This window comes from Geotoga petraea, assembly GCF_900102615.1.
In the GTDB taxonomy this organism is placed as follows: domain Bacteria; phylum Thermotogota; class Thermotogae; order Petrotogales; family Petrotogaceae; genus Geotoga; species Geotoga petraea.
The window spans coordinates 1-16,856 of sequence record NZ_FMYV01000005.1 but is presented as its reverse complement, the minus strand read 5'-3'; the positions used below and the strand labels follow the sequence as shown (position 1 = coordinate 16,856).

11 protein-coding genes are annotated in these 16,856 nt (G+C 26.9%); 3 read left to right on the top strand and 8 right to left on the bottom strand.

Annotated elements, in window-relative coordinates; genetic code table 11:
• Window positions 1-23: 23 nt before the first annotated feature.
• From brxL to BLS00_RS06410, 6 genes are read right to left on the bottom strand one after another with little or no spacing between them, the layout of a single operon-like run.
• Window positions 24-2,057, bottom strand: a complete 2,034-nt coding sequence (brxL, locus tag BLS00_RS06435) for a protease Lon-related BREX system protein BrxL (protein ID WP_091403833.1) — start codon at window positions 2,055-2,057, stop codon at window positions 24-26.
• 14 nt (window positions 2,058-2,071) lie between these two features.
• Window positions 2,072-4,597: a BREX-1 system phosphatase PglZ type A gene (pglZ, locus tag BLS00_RS06430; protein WP_091403831.1), complete on the bottom strand. Its 2,526-nt coding sequence runs from the start codon at window positions 4,595-4,597 to the stop codon at window positions 2,072-2,074.
• 11 nt (window positions 4,598-4,608) lie between these two features.
• On the bottom strand, window positions 4,609-8,097 hold the full coding sequence (gene pglX / locus BLS00_RS06425; protein ID WP_091403829.1) for a BREX-1 system adenine-specific DNA-methyltransferase PglX: 3,489 nt from the start codon (window positions 8,095-8,097) through the stop codon (window positions 4,609-4,611).
• 13 nt (window positions 8,098-8,110) lie between these two features.
• Window positions 8,111-11,668 carry a BREX system P-loop protein BrxC gene (gene brxC, locus BLS00_RS06420; RefSeq protein ID WP_091403827.1) on the bottom strand — a complete coding sequence of 1,186 codons (3,558 nt, stop codon included), beginning with the start codon at window positions 11,666-11,668 and terminating at the stop codon, window positions 8,111-8,113.
• A 29-nt stretch (window positions 11,669-11,697) separates the two neighbouring features.
• On the bottom strand, window positions 11,698-12,264 hold the full coding sequence (locus BLS00_RS06415; RefSeq protein WP_091403824.1) for a BREX protein BrxB domain-containing protein: 567 nt from the start codon (window positions 12,262-12,264) through the stop codon (window positions 11,698-11,700).
• Window positions 12,265-12,858, bottom strand: a complete 594-nt coding sequence (locus BLS00_RS06410; RefSeq protein WP_091403821.1) for a DUF1819 family protein — start codon at window positions 12,856-12,858, stop codon at window positions 12,265-12,267. It lies immediately after the preceding gene.
• 305 nt (window positions 12,859-13,163) lie between these two features.
• On the opposite strand from BLS00_RS06410, the gene BLS00_RS06405 reads away from it, so the two are divergent.
• From BLS00_RS06405 to BLS00_RS06395, 3 genes are read left to right on the top strand one after another with little or no spacing between them, the layout of a single operon-like run.
• Window positions 13,164-14,426 carry a hypothetical protein gene (locus BLS00_RS06405; RefSeq protein WP_091403820.1) on the top strand — a complete coding sequence of 421 codons (1,263 nt, stop codon included), beginning with the start codon at window positions 13,164-13,166 and terminating at the stop codon, window positions 14,424-14,426.
• A 12-nt stretch (window positions 14,427-14,438) separates the two neighbouring features.
• On the top strand, window positions 14,439-14,873 hold the full coding sequence (locus tag BLS00_RS06400; protein ID WP_091403818.1) for a helix-turn-helix domain-containing protein: 435 nt from the start codon (window positions 14,439-14,441) through the stop codon (window positions 14,871-14,873).
• Between the two features lie 14 nt (window positions 14,874-14,887).
• Window positions 14,888-15,250, top strand: coding sequence for a hypothetical protein (locus BLS00_RS06395; protein WP_091403815.1), 363 nt, complete (start codon window positions 14,888-14,890; stop codon window positions 15,248-15,250).
• Window positions 15,251-15,513: 263 nt separating this feature from the next.
• Here BLS00_RS06395 and BLS00_RS06390 read toward each other — a convergent pair whose 3' ends face one another.
• Both BLS00_RS06390 and BLS00_RS06385 read right to left on the bottom strand, forming a co-directional pair.
• Window positions 15,514-16,365 (bottom strand): DDE-type integrase/transposase/recombinase, encoded by an 852-nt coding sequence (locus BLS00_RS06390; RefSeq protein WP_176759859.1) that lies wholly within the window; start codon window positions 16,363-16,365, stop codon window positions 15,514-15,516.
• Window positions 16,366-16,508: 143 nt separating this feature from the next.
• A partial coding sequence (locus BLS00_RS06385) for a helix-turn-helix domain-containing protein (RefSeq protein ID WP_091403807.1) occupies window positions 16,509-16,856 on the bottom strand: 348 nt, incomplete at its 5' end.

Genomic DNA, 16,856 nt, shown 5'->3' with positions numbered 1-16,856 from the left:
TAAATGATCATCCGTAATATTTTTTATTCAACTCCCATTGCTTTGAAAGCAGCATCTATTGGATCTGAATAGAATATAGGAGTAAATTTAACTATTAAATCTTGTGGTATTGTCTGATAATCTGCAACAGAAGAGGCAGGTATAAGTATTTTTCTTGCTCCTGCATCTACCGCAACAGAAACAGCATCAGCAAAATTCTCTATTTTTGGAATTGTTCCACTTACAGTCATATTTCCCATAATTGCTAAACTTTCTAAGACAGATTTACCCAAAGCAGCTGAGACAAGACCAACTAATTCTCCAATTGCCAGTTCTCCAGATAAACCGTATCCTTGTAAATCAGAAATTTGCATTAAAAAATTATTATTTTTTACGCTAATAGAACTACTAAAGCTATTGTGGTTAGATCCAAAATATCTAAAGGCTATATCTATGCTTTCTTTGGCTCCACTGTTATTTCCAACACTGGTCTTGGTAAACTTACCATTTCCTGTTGAAACACTGTTCTCGAGCTTATAAACACCCTTCATGCCACTATTATTAGAGCCAACTACATAAACATCTCCTGGTTTAAGCTTTCCATTTGGAATAAGTTTTCCTCCACCCATTTCTGGTACAGAGACAAATTCTTCTTGATTAGTTTCTCTATCCAAATAAGAAAAATGAACGTCATAAAACTCCATTCCTCCTATTTTTTTCAACTGTTCTTTTACCCTTCTTCTTCCTACAAGAGCATATTTTAAAATTTCTTCAATATCTTCTTTTTCAAAATTACCATCTGGATAAATCAATTTTGTTAATCCAGAAATAGTTTTTCTAACAGCAGTGACGTCCCTTTGGTTTAAATCACTACCTAATTTATAATATTTTTCAAAAGCATCTGAATAAGATATTTTTCTCATTTCTCTGAAAAATTCAGCCAAATAGTCAACAATAAAACCATAATTATCTGTGATGAGTTTTGGGCTTAATTTAGGCATTTCCCATCCAGGAAGATAATAATGCATTCTATCAAAAAAAGCTGAATCAGTAGACATTTCTGGTGGAAAAGGAGCAAATAAATGAGATGTTTTTACCAGTGAATCAATACTTTGATTAACATTACCCACAAAGACCATAGAAGCAGTACCTTGTTTTTCATCACTACCCCTTACAAAAGAACCAGAGTTCATATAATCTTTCATAATTTGAATACCGTCTTTGTCTTTAAATTTTATTCCCGCTACTTCATCAAAGGCTACTGTATCCCAAAGTCCTACCAAACCAATTTTTTTAGTAGACATATTAAAAAATAAATTTGCAACTGTTGTTTGTCCTCCTGAAACCAAAATGCTGTTAGGAGAAATTTCCTTATAAACATGCGATTTACCAGTACTTCTTGGTCCAAGTTCACAGAGGTTATAATTATTCTCTACCAATGGAACCAGTCTTTCAAGCAAATGCCATCTAACATTTTCTTCTATATTACTTGGTTCCATTCCTGTTGATCTTATTAATACATCGATCCATTCATCTTTGGTAAAATTTTTTCTGTTTTCTTTTATCTCGTTAATATCAACATTAGGAAGTTGAATAGGCTTTAAAGAAGATATAATAAAAGGGCTTTCATCTCCTGCTTCTTCGTAAAAATATTCCATGTCTACAATACACCAAATTCCACCACCAAGTAGTTTTTCAAACTTAGTGACATATTCAGCACCAATGGTTACACCTTTAATGCCAAGGTTTGAGAATTCTGCTTCGTATCTATCTTTTTTAAAATTTAATTTAGCAGTTATCTTGTCTATAATTTTGTAAATTCCATTCTCTTTTATCTTTGACTTTATCCTTTCTGCTTCATCTGGTCGTACAAAATTATCATACAAAATAGATTTAACTCTTTTTACCCCTTCTTCTATTTCTTGTTCATCATCAGTTGAACAATATGAACCAAGCAGATATTCAAGAACATAAATAGGTACATTTAGCCCTTCTTTTATAGAATTAGTCAAATCTTTTCTCACTATTCTTCCAGCAAAATCTTGTTTTAATTTTTCATCTAAATTAAAATTTTCCATAACTATCCCCCTGATTAAAAGCCAAAATCATCAGAAATTAAAATATCTATAGTAAAATTATACCTTTTTTCTGTATCTGTTGTGGTATTTTTTATAACAAGATAATAATCTTTAGATTTATCGAAGTTTTCGTTCTTTAAATTGAATCTTTCAGAATAAGTTCTATTTTTATTATCTTTATCTGTGCTATTGGCAACAATTTTTACCAAATTAGACACGATCTTTTCTTTTGAATCAACAAGATATATCTCAAAATCAGAAGGATTATTTTTCCCTCCAACAGGCTCTTTCTGATAAAAATTCAAACTAAAAAAAGTATTTGTAATTTTCTTTAAATCATTTACTAATTCTAATTCAACATTTTTTGATTCATATTTATCTGAATCCTTTCTTGTGCTTTTAACTGGTTTAAAGATTAATTCTGGGATAACTATCTCTTGTAAACTTAGTCCACCATGAACAAAGTTAGAACCAGCACCTTGCGTGTTGAATCTTATATTCCCCTTTGGGAAATAAGCAAATAAATCTTGATTAGCAAGATAATCAAGTTTAAAACTCAAGTAATTGTGGTTTTTAATTTCTTTATTTGTTATAAAATAACGTCTCTTATAGCTTATATAATCTATTTTTTCTCTTGGTAATTTTTCATATGATTCCATTTTCGATTTTTGGTATAAAAACCCATGGTCAGAAGTTATTATTATATTTGTAAAACCTATATTTTTCAAAGCCCTTGAAAGATTGTAAATTTCATCTATAGCTTCTTTACAAGCGTTAAAAACTCTTTCTTCAGAAGCAGCGTTATCCCCTGTTGCGTCAATACTGTTATGGTATATATAAATTAAATCATTTTGTTTTTTAAATTCTTTTTGTTCTTCAAGGTTCATATCCATAAAATTATTGAACTTTATAGCTGTTGATTTTTCTCTATCACTTTTTAAAATCTCTTTTCTATTATCAATATTAGAAGTTGGTTTATCTCCTATTAAGACAGATCCATCATCTTTAATATTTATATTTTCATTGTTAGGGAGTAAACTCGCCATACCAATACTTGTTATAGAAGGAATACTTGAAACTCTTGTGTTTAATTTTGTTTCACTACGAAAATTTTCGTTTAATTTTTCTTCTAACTCTTTTGCAACTTCGAACCTCAAAGCATCAGATATTATAACCACAGATTTGACTTTGTCAAACTCTCCAGAATTTTGACTATAGAAATTTCTCTGTGCTTTAATACCATAAAATTCCCAATCTCTTTTTAATTTTAAAGTCCTTACCCATGCTTCATCTAAATTTGGTATAAACCAATTAACGTATATATTTTCAATTTCGTTTGCAATATTTTTTATAAATTCTGGTTGAGAATATTTTCCGAATTCGTAAAAAAATTTTCTATAATAGTAATCCATTTTGTATAGCTCTTCAGTATATCTCTTTATTCCTTCTTCAAAATCACTTAGAAAAGAAGAAGAACTATAAACTTCTTTAAAAGATAGAATTTCTATATAATAGTGTAACATCTTATAATATTTTCCATATTTATCGTTCCAAAAAGAAGATTGCCTTTTATTTATAATTTCTTTGAAATCATCAAACTTGTGAACTTCAGATTTTAAAAAGTTATATATTTTTTTGATAATTTGTTTTTCTGCACATTCAAAAAGAAAAATGTTTTTTATTGAATCTAAGTCAGAATCTTGTAAAACTGATTCAATTTCTAAAAAAGAATCTATCTTTTGGGAGACTTCTTCAAAAGAAGAAGGGTTTCTATGTTTCCAGTGATCCAAAAATACAAATATTTGTGGAATATAATTTTCGTTTATATAATTTCTGAATCTAGAAAGTATTTTATTGTCAAAATCATTTGCAATACCATTTACAAAAAGATAGGCAGCGAATTTTTTTAATGTATGTTCTCCAGAATATCCGTACATTTTTCTTAACATATTCCAAAATATTTCTTCTTCTATATAATTAGCTATTTTTTCATAGTAATCATTTTTTTCCAAGCCAGAAGAAAGTAATCGTATTATCATCTCTTCTTTATCTGGATAATTCATATCTAACAGAGCATACATCATACCAAGATAAAGATTATCAATAATTTCATAATTCAAGTTATATGTTTTTAATTTTTCTATTCTTTTGTTTCCAAAAAACTGTCTATTTTTTCTAATAAAAGAATAAATATCCCCAGAACCAAAATCTATTTTCAAATTTTTTAATATTAAAGAAATTTTGTCTGCTCTAAAAATTTTCGAGTGAATTTTGATATCAGCAACAAAATCATCATCTTCAACATCAAAATCTGTATAGACAATATAATCCTTATCTTTATTTTGATAAAATATTTGGAATTTTGATCCCAACCTGTTGTTTTTGTTCAGGTAGATTTTTTCAACATTATCTATTTCAATTTCATCGAATATGTCTTCAAAGTCTTTTTCTTCATCTATCCAGAGGACAATAGTTCTTACTGGACCAGGTTTGAAATAATCTTTTATATTTTTAATAATGCTTTCTCGATTATCTGCCATAATAATACCCCTTATAATTTGACATTAACTAAAATATCTTGAAAAATAGAATAATTGTTTTTAACCCCATCATCCAAGTCAATCTCTATTCTCTGATCAGCAAAATGATGAACTTTTTCTTCGTAATCTCTTGTTTCTTTCAAATCTTTCTTCAAATCTTTTAATTTGTTTTCTAATTCTTTTTTATCTCTTGCAGTCATGTTATCACTGTTTTCAAGTCTTGATTGTATAAAAGATATTTCTGTTTCGAGTTTTTGTTGGTATTCGTGGATATAGTCAGTTCTTAGTTTAGATATAGTGTCTTTGTTATATCTGTGTAGATATATCAGAGCTTTAAAAGAATTGTTATTTCCAGAATCAAACATCCAGTATATTGGTCTCTTTTTATATGTTTTTACATGATCCTTGTAAAAATCTTTTATAAAATATTCTCTTATTGTTTGTTTTGAGTCTTTGTTATTTTTCTTTAGTGTATCTGCAATGAAATCCAGGTTTTCTTTTAAGTGTTCTTCACCAAAAGTGTATTTAACAAATTCTATGAATTTTTCTACTATGTCGTCGCTAAAAAGGTTGTGTTTTAGAACAGGTATTATTCCGTCTTCATCTGGTTTGTATTTTGGGTATTCTTCCATGTTGAATTCTCCTCCAGCATAAATAAGTCCTTTTTTATCTGGAGAATATCTTCCTGCAATACAACCAACAGCATAAGATATAAAAGATTTTATATCTCTTTCTTTATCTGCTTTGTTTATAGTAACGTCTTTTTCTTCTACGTCTGGTGTCATTTTATCTTCTAAATCGTATATTTTCAAGAATATTTTGTTTAGTTTTTCTTCATTTTGCCAGAGTTTGTTGAACTGTTTTTCTGCAAAATCTTTCCAGTTCTCAAAAGCATTTTCTATATTTCCGTCTGTATTGTGTTCTAAAATTGGATGTGTTTTAAAATCCCAGCTTGTTTCAAAACTATCCCAATCTTTTTTTGATATTTCTATGTTTTCTTTTACTATTTCGTCTATTTTTTCTTTTGTTTCTTCGTTTTTTGGGAAGATTATTGGGATATTTTTTATTTGACCAACTTCATAATTCAGTGTTGGAGACATAAAATATAAAAAATTTAGAGATAATTTTGAGTTTAATACTCCATTTAAATAGAGTATGTTTTCATCTGGGAAAAAAGTAGTTCCAGCAACATCAAAAATATTTCCATTGAATTTCTGTCTAAATGAAATTTTTGAACTGGAAATTTTTGACCAAGTTAAACCTTCTCTAAAATAATAATTTGTATTTTGTGGTCTTGATCTTAGTTTACCTCTATCATCGAAAAAGTTTCTTATTTCATAACCATCATTTTCCCAATTAACAATATAATCATTGTTACCATACCATTTTCTAAAATCTCCTCCTTTATTATATGGGAACCATTTTAGGCCTGATTCTTTAGCTTGTTCTCTATTTTCATATCCAAAACCAACATTGTTTTTGCTCACTTCGTGCCATAATCTTAAAAACCTTTTATTATCTGAAGTAGCAAGACCTTGTCTAGCATCACCAAATTCAGAGAGTTTTTTTGAATTTTCAAAAATATCATAAATTTTATCGCTAACCCAATAGGCGATTGGTGAGCCTGGGATTTTTTTGAAATCATTTTGTTTTGCTGTGTACCAATTTTCTTCTTTTTTAAATTCAATTTCTTTTAGTTCAGCATTTTTATAATCAACCAATCTAGAATAATTTGCAATATAATCTAATGTTTTAATATTTCTTTGAGAAAAAGAAACTGCTTGTACAACCTCACCACTAATCTCTTTAAAAGCTCTTGGCCCTAAATGATTCATATTTATTATAGTAAAATTGTTCAATAGATATCCTCTTAATTTTTCAAAGCTGGACAAAAACATCCAAGATTGCATAGTTATCATAGCATTAAATCCATTTGGCTTTAAAAAATCTAAGTTTCTTTCTATGAATACAGCAAACATATCAGTTTTTGAATCTTTAAAATATTTTTTCAAATAATCTTTTAATTTTTTATTCATACCCTTAGACCCCAAATAAGGAGGGTTAGTAGAAACAACATCATATTTGTTTTTTAGAATGTTAGCTTGCTTGATTATGTCTGGTAATAGTTCTTTTAGTTTTTTAATATCATTTTGTTCAAACACTTTTTGTGATTCTAGGTTATTAAGTTTATCAATGATAAAATCATAATCATTGTCTTCTACTTCAAGAATAGAACCATATTCTTTTGCATCTATGAATTTGTTTATTATGTATTCTGTTTTTTGTTTTTCTTCATTGTTCATATCTTTAGTTAGTAATTCTATAGATTCTTGAATAGTATTTGTTTCTTTTATTTCTTGTATGTGTGGTGTTATATTTTCTTCCAGTATATTTCTGTTTTTTTGTCTAGCTTTCATAATAACTGCAAAGTTTGCAAGTTGTGCTGCCCTTTTGTCTATGTCTAATCCAAACAGATTATTTTTTAGTATTTTTTCTGGAATTTCTGATTTAATGTATCCTTTTTCTTCGTACATGGAATAGAATATATCAAAAGCATATACAAGAATATGTCCAGAACCACAAGCAGGATCCAGAAAAGTTATGTTTTCTGGATTAACGTTTTTGTACCTTATTTTTTCGAGTTGTTTTTCTACTTCTTTTTCTTGCTTTTCTTCTTCTATATAGTATTCCATTTTTTCTTTTAAATGAGTTTCTGGGTATGATTCTACCCATATTTTACCCAGTGAGTTTTCTACCATATATTTTACTATCCATTTTGGTGTGAATAGTTGGGTTACTGCTGGAACTTCATTTTTTTTGTAAGCTTTTTTACTATTCATAAGAATATCTTTTTTATCAGCTATATAAAATTGATATAACCAACCCAATAGCTCAATTTGTTCCCAATCTTCTTTTTCTATTTCTTTTTCCATTTTTTGGTGGAATTCTTTGAAAAGATAATGAGATGGGAAAAGAAGTTCTGTGTAATCTGCTATTTCCTCGAACATGAAAGGCATGTTTTTGTTTAATCTATTACAGAGATGGACCATTATGTATTTGAAAAGTTTTGGTTTGTTTTGTTCGTATAGTTCAGCAGTTTTTTGATTATCTAAATCTAATATATATTTTATTTCAGATGGATTTTGAGTAATTTGTGGTTCTGTTGTTTTTGATTCTAATATTGAAACATAACTTGGGATGAACTTTGGGAAAAGTTTATTATGTTCCATATATTTTATGGCTATTATTCTGTTGAACCATGTGTATGCTATTTCTTCAATTGTGTTTTCAAAACCATCTTTTTTCATTTTTTGAAGAAGTTCTTTTCTTTGGAGTTTTGTGTTTTGGTTTATTACTTTTCCGTCTATTATTTCTGTATCTTCATTCAAGTTTTTGTAGTTTTCTTTTGTTATTCCGAGTTTAGTTGCTTCAAGTTCAACTGCTTTTATTAGTTCTTCTCTTGATGTTGTTGCGAATCTCTTTATTTTATTTGTGTTCATTTATATCCCCCTATCAATCGATTATTTCAATTTCTGAGTTATTTTTCAAGTCATCTTCAATTTCTTTTCGAATCTCATATAACAATTTTTCTAAATCATCTTCATTTTTTATTGATTTTGTTTTTATTAGGTTTGCTTTTCTAATTTTTTTTACAATTTTTTCTTTTGCTATTGGTTCATTAGGGGTTTCAACAACAGGAGGTTTACTTTCTATTATTTTTGGTTTGTTTTTTACAATATCTTCTTCAATATTTTTGTTGAACCTGTATTTATATGTATCAATTGAAAAGTTAATAGTGGACAATCTTGTTAAATCATTTGATTCGTTTATTTTGTTTAAGATATTTTGTTTTGTGTTTTTTATGTTTTCTTTGGTTTCACTGTCAACGTAATCTTGATTTGCATAGTTTTCTAATTCATCAAATGTTTTTTCTGCTTTTTTGAATATGGTCTCTTTTTGTTCATTGATGTATTCTTCTTTTGCTTTTTTTAGTTTGTCTAATAAATCAGGGATATTGACTATTTCTCTGTAAGGTCTTTCGGAATTTATTATTTCTTTTAACTTTTCGTATAATTCAGATGTATGATTTTCGTTCACTATGAAATCGTCTTCAACGATTATAGAAGGAAAAGATTTTGCAAATTCTTTGGCTTTAAGCAATATTTCTTTTTGATATTTTCCGTCTCTGTAGAAATCGAGAGTTTCTCTATAATCTTCTTTCCATTGTAAAATGTCTTCTGCTCTTTCTGCAAAAGCTTTTAGTAGTTCGTTTTCTTGGTTTATTCTCTGCAAGTCAGAGAGCATGTCTTGGCCAATTTTTAATTCTTTTTTCCCTGGAAGATCTTTTGATTCCGATTCATAGACATAATTATCGATGACCCCTGCATATTCTTCTAATTTTTGGTTTAACTTTTTGTATATTTCATTTGTTGAATTACTTGTGTACATTTCTGAGAAGAGTTCAGACATTTTTTTTGTAACTATTCCCAAAATTTTGTCATTTAATCTTTCTCTTTTTTGTACAATTATTCTTTCGCTGTCTTTTCCCAACAATCGGTCTATATCCTGGTTATTTTCAACACTTATTATTTCAGAACTTTCTTTTAGTTGAATTAATTCTTTCTTATATAATATTAAAATAAGGCTAAGTGTTTCTATTTCTGTCCAGCCATATGGAGGATTTTCAAACTTTGTATATAGATCTTTTAATGTTTTTTGGCTATTGTAGGAGGTGTTTTCTAAATAGTTTTTCATTTCTTCTGTGGCTTTTTTATTTCTGTATTCTTCGCTGAATGTTCTGTATTTATTATTTTTTATTATTTTTATTAGCTCTTTTTTGTCTATTGATTCTACTAAAACGAGTTTGGAATAAACATTTTGAATAAATTCTTCGAAACTGTTGTTCAGCTTTTCTTTTTCTTTTCCAGAACTTTTAATTTCACGTCCAAAACTATAAAATTCTGAATTAACCAATATATCTTCTATTTCTGAAATGGCTCTGTTTTTTCTTTCTGTTATTTCAGATAATTTGTCTTGTACTATTCTTCTTTGTGTTTCTGTTATATTGTTTCTATTTATACTGTTTGAATATTTATTTATTTTCAAATATTCTGTTATTTCATTTAGTGTATTTTCAAGGTTGTTCAGTTTTATTATAAGTTTTTTTGTTTGAAGTGATGAATAAGACATAAGTCTGTTCTTTGTAAAATCAGCCTTTTCTCCTAAAGGGGTTATCACTTCAACAGATATTTCATTTCTATTTCCAAATTCTTGTTCGTCTATTGCTACATCAAATGAAAAAGAATGGTTTCTGTCATTTTTGTTATATCTCATTTTGTAGTTACTACTGTTTATTTCGTCGAATATAAGTTCCTTTATTTCTTTTCTAATTTCTATATCATCTATTTCGATTCTTTCTATTCTTTGATTTATTTCTTGTTCTTCGTTTGTTAAGAAGAAATATTGTTCTCCGTTTTGAGAAATTAAAGCTTGTGTTTTTAATCTTTTTAAAGATTCTGTTATTTGTTTTTTAAGTTCTAATTTATCTTGTTCTATTTTTTCTAACATTAAAGTTGTTATGTTTTCTATGTTTTTTTCGAAGTTTTCTACATATCTTATTAAAAACAACGTTTTCAGTACTTTTATATCTTCTTCTTTTATAGCTGCAGAATCAACAAGGTCTTCAGCATTTTCAAATACTCTTATTATCTGACTTTTTAAGAAGTTTTTAATTGTTTCATAAAAAGAATGGAAGGGTATTAGAGTATCAGTTTCTTCTTCTTCATATATGATTGCTGATTCCTGGTAAGCAGAAAGAAGGGATCTTTCTCCTTCTGAAAGGTATCTTCCTGCTACACTGTTTTTTCTTATATCTTCAAAAACATTTTGAAGAAGTTTTATTTGATAAGGAATGAAAGGGTATGTTTCAATAAAGTCATCTTCCGATTTAAAACCATTATACATAGAAGCTTGGTTGTTAAAAGATATTGCGTTTCTCAGAGTTTGTTGTTCATCGTGGTATCTTAACTTTAATTCATCTTTTGCTACATCAGTTTTGTCTAAAAGCCTCTTTTTTATAACTTCATCCACGGATATTGAAGAAAAATTCAGCCTTGTTTTGTATCTAGCTTGAATTCTTGAAAAATCTGCCTGTCTTCTTCCTGTTAAATCTTGGATTTCTTCTTGAGAAGTTACTACTATCCATGCTTTACCATGACATTGATTTGCTAATTCTTCAGAGAGAGTTTGTAAATTTAGTATTAGATTTTGGCTTTCTGATATGTATTGCCCTACTTCATCTACAAGAAAAACAACGTGGTGGTTGTTTCCTTTTGATTTTATGTATTCTTGTATGTCTTGTGCAAATTTTCTTATAGAGTTGTCAGATTGGAGGTTGTCAAATGACAGGTCATTTTTTTCTTCTTCAGACAAACCCAGTACTTCAGCAAAAATATCTTTTACTTTGTTTTTGAAAATGAAAAATGTTTGTCTCCCTTTTTCTGTCCAACTATTATTAGTTTTTTCTTTATACAACTTTTTGAAATCATCGAACTTACCCATTTCAAATAGCCTTTTTTCTATTTCAAATATCGTTTTATTGCTCGCGTCTATTCCAAGTTTTTGGTAAAACATTTTTTTGAAGACGTTTAAAAGACTTTCTTCTCTATCATCAGAGTTACTTTCAGAATCTATGTTGAATATAATCACATCTTTAGATTGATTTGCTGCTTTTTCAAGTTCCGCAAAGCTTTGTTCGTCTATCTTGTCCCTAAAAAATTCAACAGATTTTTTACCTTTAATTTCCTCGTTTTCTAAAAGGTAAGATAGGATTTTTAGAAAATGTGATTTCCCTGAACCATAAAATCCAGATATCCATACTCCTATATCATGAATTGGTTCGTCAAAACTTTTGTTGAATTCATTTATAAATTTTATTAAGTTTTTTCTAATATCTTTTGTAACTACATATTCTTCTAATTCTTGATAAACTAATTCTTCTTCTTTGTTTACTGTTATTACTCCTCGTATTTTTCTTTCTATATCTCTTTTAAATAGGTCTTTTATTTTCATTATATAACCCCCTAATCATATTATTAATGTTACTGTATCAAAGGTCTTGCTCTGTAATATCTATGATTGTTTCCTTTGTGAAATGATTTTAGAACATCTCCAGTGAATTCTCCCGGGTAGAAAAGCACTACAGGTTTTTTATCGCCTACTACTTCGTGTAATTTTGATAGCAATTCGTGAGACTTTATTATTGGGTGAATGTGACTTATCCCTGTTATAAATATTATGTGATAACTGTTTAGTGCTTCTCTTATTTTGTCAATGAAAATTTCTTTTCTTGCGTAATTTATTAGTGTTTCATATAGTTCTTGGTCATTTAAGTCTTTTTCCAAGTTGAAAACCTCTTCAAGTACTCCATCTTTTTTCATATTTTCAATTAATATTTTATATAGATTAATTTCAGCAATTTTTCTATCTGTATATTCTTCGTCAAAATGTTTTATCAATGTGGGAATATATTTTTCAACTATGGGTTCATCTTTTGGATCATAATCAAAAATATAAAAAGCTATTTCGTTGGCAAGCCCTTTCATTTTTGTAAATTCAGGTTTTGATATCTTTTCTCTTACTTTAGTAAGTCTTTCATTTATTTGCATCTAATCACCTACTTTGAAAAAATATAAGAATTCTTTTTCATTTTGCTTTTCTAAATATTCCTCAAAAACAAAATCTAAATTTATTTTTTGTATTTTTGTGTATTTTTTATCTGTGACAATTTCGATTTCGAACAGTATCTTTTTCATAACTGAAATTAACTTTTGTTTTGTTTTTTCTGTCCATTTTGCTACTTCGGGATATTGTTCTGATTTGTAGTTAAAATATTTGTTGAAATCTTTTTGAAGAATTTCATAATCTCCTGTTTTGATCTTATTTGCTAATATTTCGTTTAAAAAATCTAATAATATGAGATTATTTTTTGTAATTAAGTAGAAAATTATTTGTTTTTTAGTTTTTGTAAATGAGTTGATGTAAATTTCTAATAATTCATCATCTATCATTTCAAGCCTCTTTTTTATACCTGTAAAAGATCTTCTAAGTGAAGTAGTCTTTTTGTAGTTAAAAATGTTTTCTTCTAAAACTTTTTGTTTTATTTCATCTATGGATAATCCTTGATTTAATAATTCAAAACATCTGTTAGTTTCATAGAATAAAAAAGGTGCTCCTGTTAACCCCGCAGTGTATCTTTTCATATGATCTCACCTCATGAAAATATAAAATTTTAATTAATTTTTTATCTTTTGCCCATTAATTATTCTATCATAATTCTAGAAATATTTATAACTGAAGTCCTCTTATAAAAAGCATTAATAAACAAATTAATTAATCAGTTGATATATTTATTATAATATTATATACAATATTTTAGTATTCTATCCCTACTGAAAGTAAATAGATATTCTTTTTAATGTAACGCAAAATTAATATGTTGATGATATATTTAATATGTTAATAACTATTCAATAACTAACCATTGACATAATAGGAGGGAGTAATAATGCAAGATAAAAAAAATATATTAGAAGAACTAAAAAAAGAAATTAAAGAAATGGGGATAACATCTGAAGAATTTTTCTTTCCTGAAGCTTCTTATGATAGTCTGAGAGAAAAACTACCTGAGGGTTTTATTTTTCCAATAGGTTATTCATTAAGTTTAATAAATATCTTGGAAAGAAAAGAAACTTTATTACATTATGAGTCAAAAGAATTTAAAAATGCTATTAAGTATTTAAGAAACATATTTGAAGAAAAAACAAATTTAAATGAAATATTTTATTTGGATTTTGTTGAAGATTATCATAATGATTTCTTAATAAAAGAAAAGTACTTCAATAAAAAAGTTGAATATATTTTTTATAGTGTAATAGATTACTACTTTGAAAATAAAATCAATGAAAAAGATTTATTAGACTTTTTAAAAAACTCTCTATCTATTTACTCTATGCTAAATAATCCTTTTCGTATTATTATATTTAATTCAAAAGAAGATATAGAAGAATTATTGGAGAAACAGGGAATTAATAAAAAATATGAAACATTACAAAAAGCACAAGAAGAGATTTATAAGCAAATTTATTATATTATAGAAGAAAATTATAATAATCTTAGGAATATAAATGTTATAAATCAAAAAAAGATAATCGATATTCAATCTTTGTTGAAGCATATAAAAAAAAGTAAATTTGAAGAAAAAATAAAAATTGATATTTCTTTAGATTTTATTTTTACACCAATTTCAGAAAAACATCTTGGTAAAAATTATATTGAAATATTTATAGAATATTTGCAGTTCATTATTAAAATAAGTTATTTTTCCAATCTTGAAAAAACTATTAATTTCATAAAAGCTAATAATTATATTCAAAATATACTTAGCGATAAACAAGATAATGATTTAATTAACCAACTAAAAGAAGAAAAAATAAAATTAGAAGATAAGTTAAAATTAATAGTTGAAGATAACATAGAGTATAAAAAATTAGAAGATTTATTGTATATGAATTTAAATAATCTAAGTTTAGCTACAGATAAGTTAGATGAAGCATATACATATGATAAATTAGATAAATTGGATTTGATTAAAGAGAAAATCAATACAACACACACATTTACTTATAAATTATATAACGATTTAATTGATTTTGATGTTTTTATAAATGTAGAAAAAATTTCATTAGATAAATATTTTAAAAATATAGAAGAAAAAATAAAAGATTTAGAAACAAGTATTAAAAATATCAAAATAGATAAGAAATATTAGGGAGTGAATTCAATGGGTGAAAAATTTGAAAATATAAATGAATTGGAGGATCTTTTAGACGATAAAAAATGGTTGGAAAAAAGAAAAAACAAAGCAGAAAATGCTCTTTTAAAACTTTCTGATAGTTTAATAAATAATTTTGAATTAATGAATTTAGAAGAGAAAAAATCAATAAGAACAAAAATGAAAAAAGTAATAGAACTTTTAGAATATTTGGAACAAAAAGAAGATGAGATTTTAGATGAAGAAATTGATTATGATTCGAAAAAATATTATACAAGGCAAGAAGCAATAGAAGAATTAGATATTTCTTTATCTACATTAATAAGATGGGAAAAAGAGGGAGAAATAAAACCTTTAGAATCTACCAAAGGTAAAAAAGGTAAAAAAGGGAAAGTTTTATACCCAAAAAAAGAAATAATGAAAGTCAAGGAAATAAAAAAATAAAAGGGGTGATAGGAATGTTGGAAAATAATAGGGAAAAATTGACTTTGAAAGATAATTTTACAAACAAACATCCTATGAAATTTACTTTTTTTGGGAAAACACTCGAAGTTAATTATTGGAAAGAATGTTTAATAGACATTTATAAAATATTTCATGATATGGATATAAGAAAATTTGAAACTTATGCTAAAAAAACTCAATCAAGTGGAAGAAAAAGGGTCATAAGCAAAAAAGATAACGGATACAAATATCCAAAAAGTTTTTATGGTTATATTATAGAAACTAATTTAGATTCAAACAAAATTAAAGATGCAATTATAGAAATTTTTCAAGAATATGAAATTTCATTAAATGAAATAGAGTTTTATGTAAGATAACCATCAATAATTATGAGAAGTAAAAAAATCCCCCTTGCTAATTTACAGCAGAGAGTATAAGAAAAATTGTGTAAAATAAAAAAAACACCGAATTTGGTAGTAAAATAAAACCAAAGGAGGTGTTTTTTAAAATGAAAGAAGAAACAAGGAAAAGAAGAGAAAAACATAAATTTTATAGAGAATTGATCAAAAGAGAGGGATTGAAAACAGCAGCAGATGTAATCGGCCTGACCCCAACATATTAGACGAGAGGTATAAAGAACTCACTTTTTAACAGAAATAGAAAATAAATCATCGACAAACAAATCAACAGAATCATGGTTAAAAGAATCATGAAAAGAAGCAGGAGTCATATAATTCAAAGAACCATGAGGTCTGAGATAATGATAAAAATATAAATAAGCTTTGTATCTGAGATATGCATCCTCAGTATCTTCAATATCTGGATTAAGAGAAACAAATTCTCTTTCAACAGAAGAATGATGTGATTCAATAAAAGCTTGGGAATTGGGGTTATTCTTGTACCCAAATTCATGAGAAACATTAAATTCATTCATAAAATCTTTAGTTAGTTTAGATACAAATTGAGGACCGTTATCCGTTCTAATAGTTAAATTAGAAGGATCAAGATTCCTAAACTCAAAAGCACTTTTAAGTGTAGAAATAAAATCTTTAGACTTACAAGAATCACCAATAAAAGAACCAACAATATTCTTGTCAAAAACGTCAATAACATCTAATAAAGGAATGTATTTATTGTTAGCGGGTATAAACTTAATATCTGCTTCGAAAAATTGATTTGGTCTGGTAACTTCATGGTTGTTAGGTCTTTTCTTTGGATGTTTAAAGTGATTAACATAAGCTCTTACATAACCAAGTTCTTTTCTAATAGAATGAACCTTCTTGTGGTTAACGATAATATCGTGCTCATTTTTCAAAAAAGCAGAGATTTTCTTAGACCCCAAAGTTCTGACATAGTAATAAGGGTCATTTGGATCATCAATAGAATAAAGTTTATTAAACAACTCATATAAATCTGAATCAGAAAAAGTGGAGCCTGAAACAGTGAAAGAAAATCCTCGTCTATTAGAATTAGAACTATTAAAAAAATTCAAACTAAAAAACAATCTATTATTATAATAAAAAGTACTCTTTTTAATCTCAAAAAAATTCAATAAAAAGCTCATAGAAAGCCCGTACTCTTTGTACTTATTAATTAAGAAATACCAGGCAACAAAAGAAAAATCCTCAGAAAAAACTATTTCAGATTTTTTTTTAGAATCTCGTTTTGTTCTCTAAGAAGCTGATTTTCCAACTCTTTTTCCAAAAGACTCTTTTCATACATGCTGAGTTTTCTTTTAATAGAGGTAATATCTTCATTATAGTTATTAGACCTTTCAATACCAGCTTTTTCATATATAATAGGTGGAACCTTAGAAAAGTCAGAAATGATAGATTTAGATTTACTTTTTCTAGTTTTAAAAACATCCTCATCATATCCAGATTCTTCATACTTTTTGACCCATTTAGTCAATGTACTAGAAGAAACATGATATTCTTCAGATATTTCAGCATATGTTTTTTCTGTATTTAAATAATCTTTAAC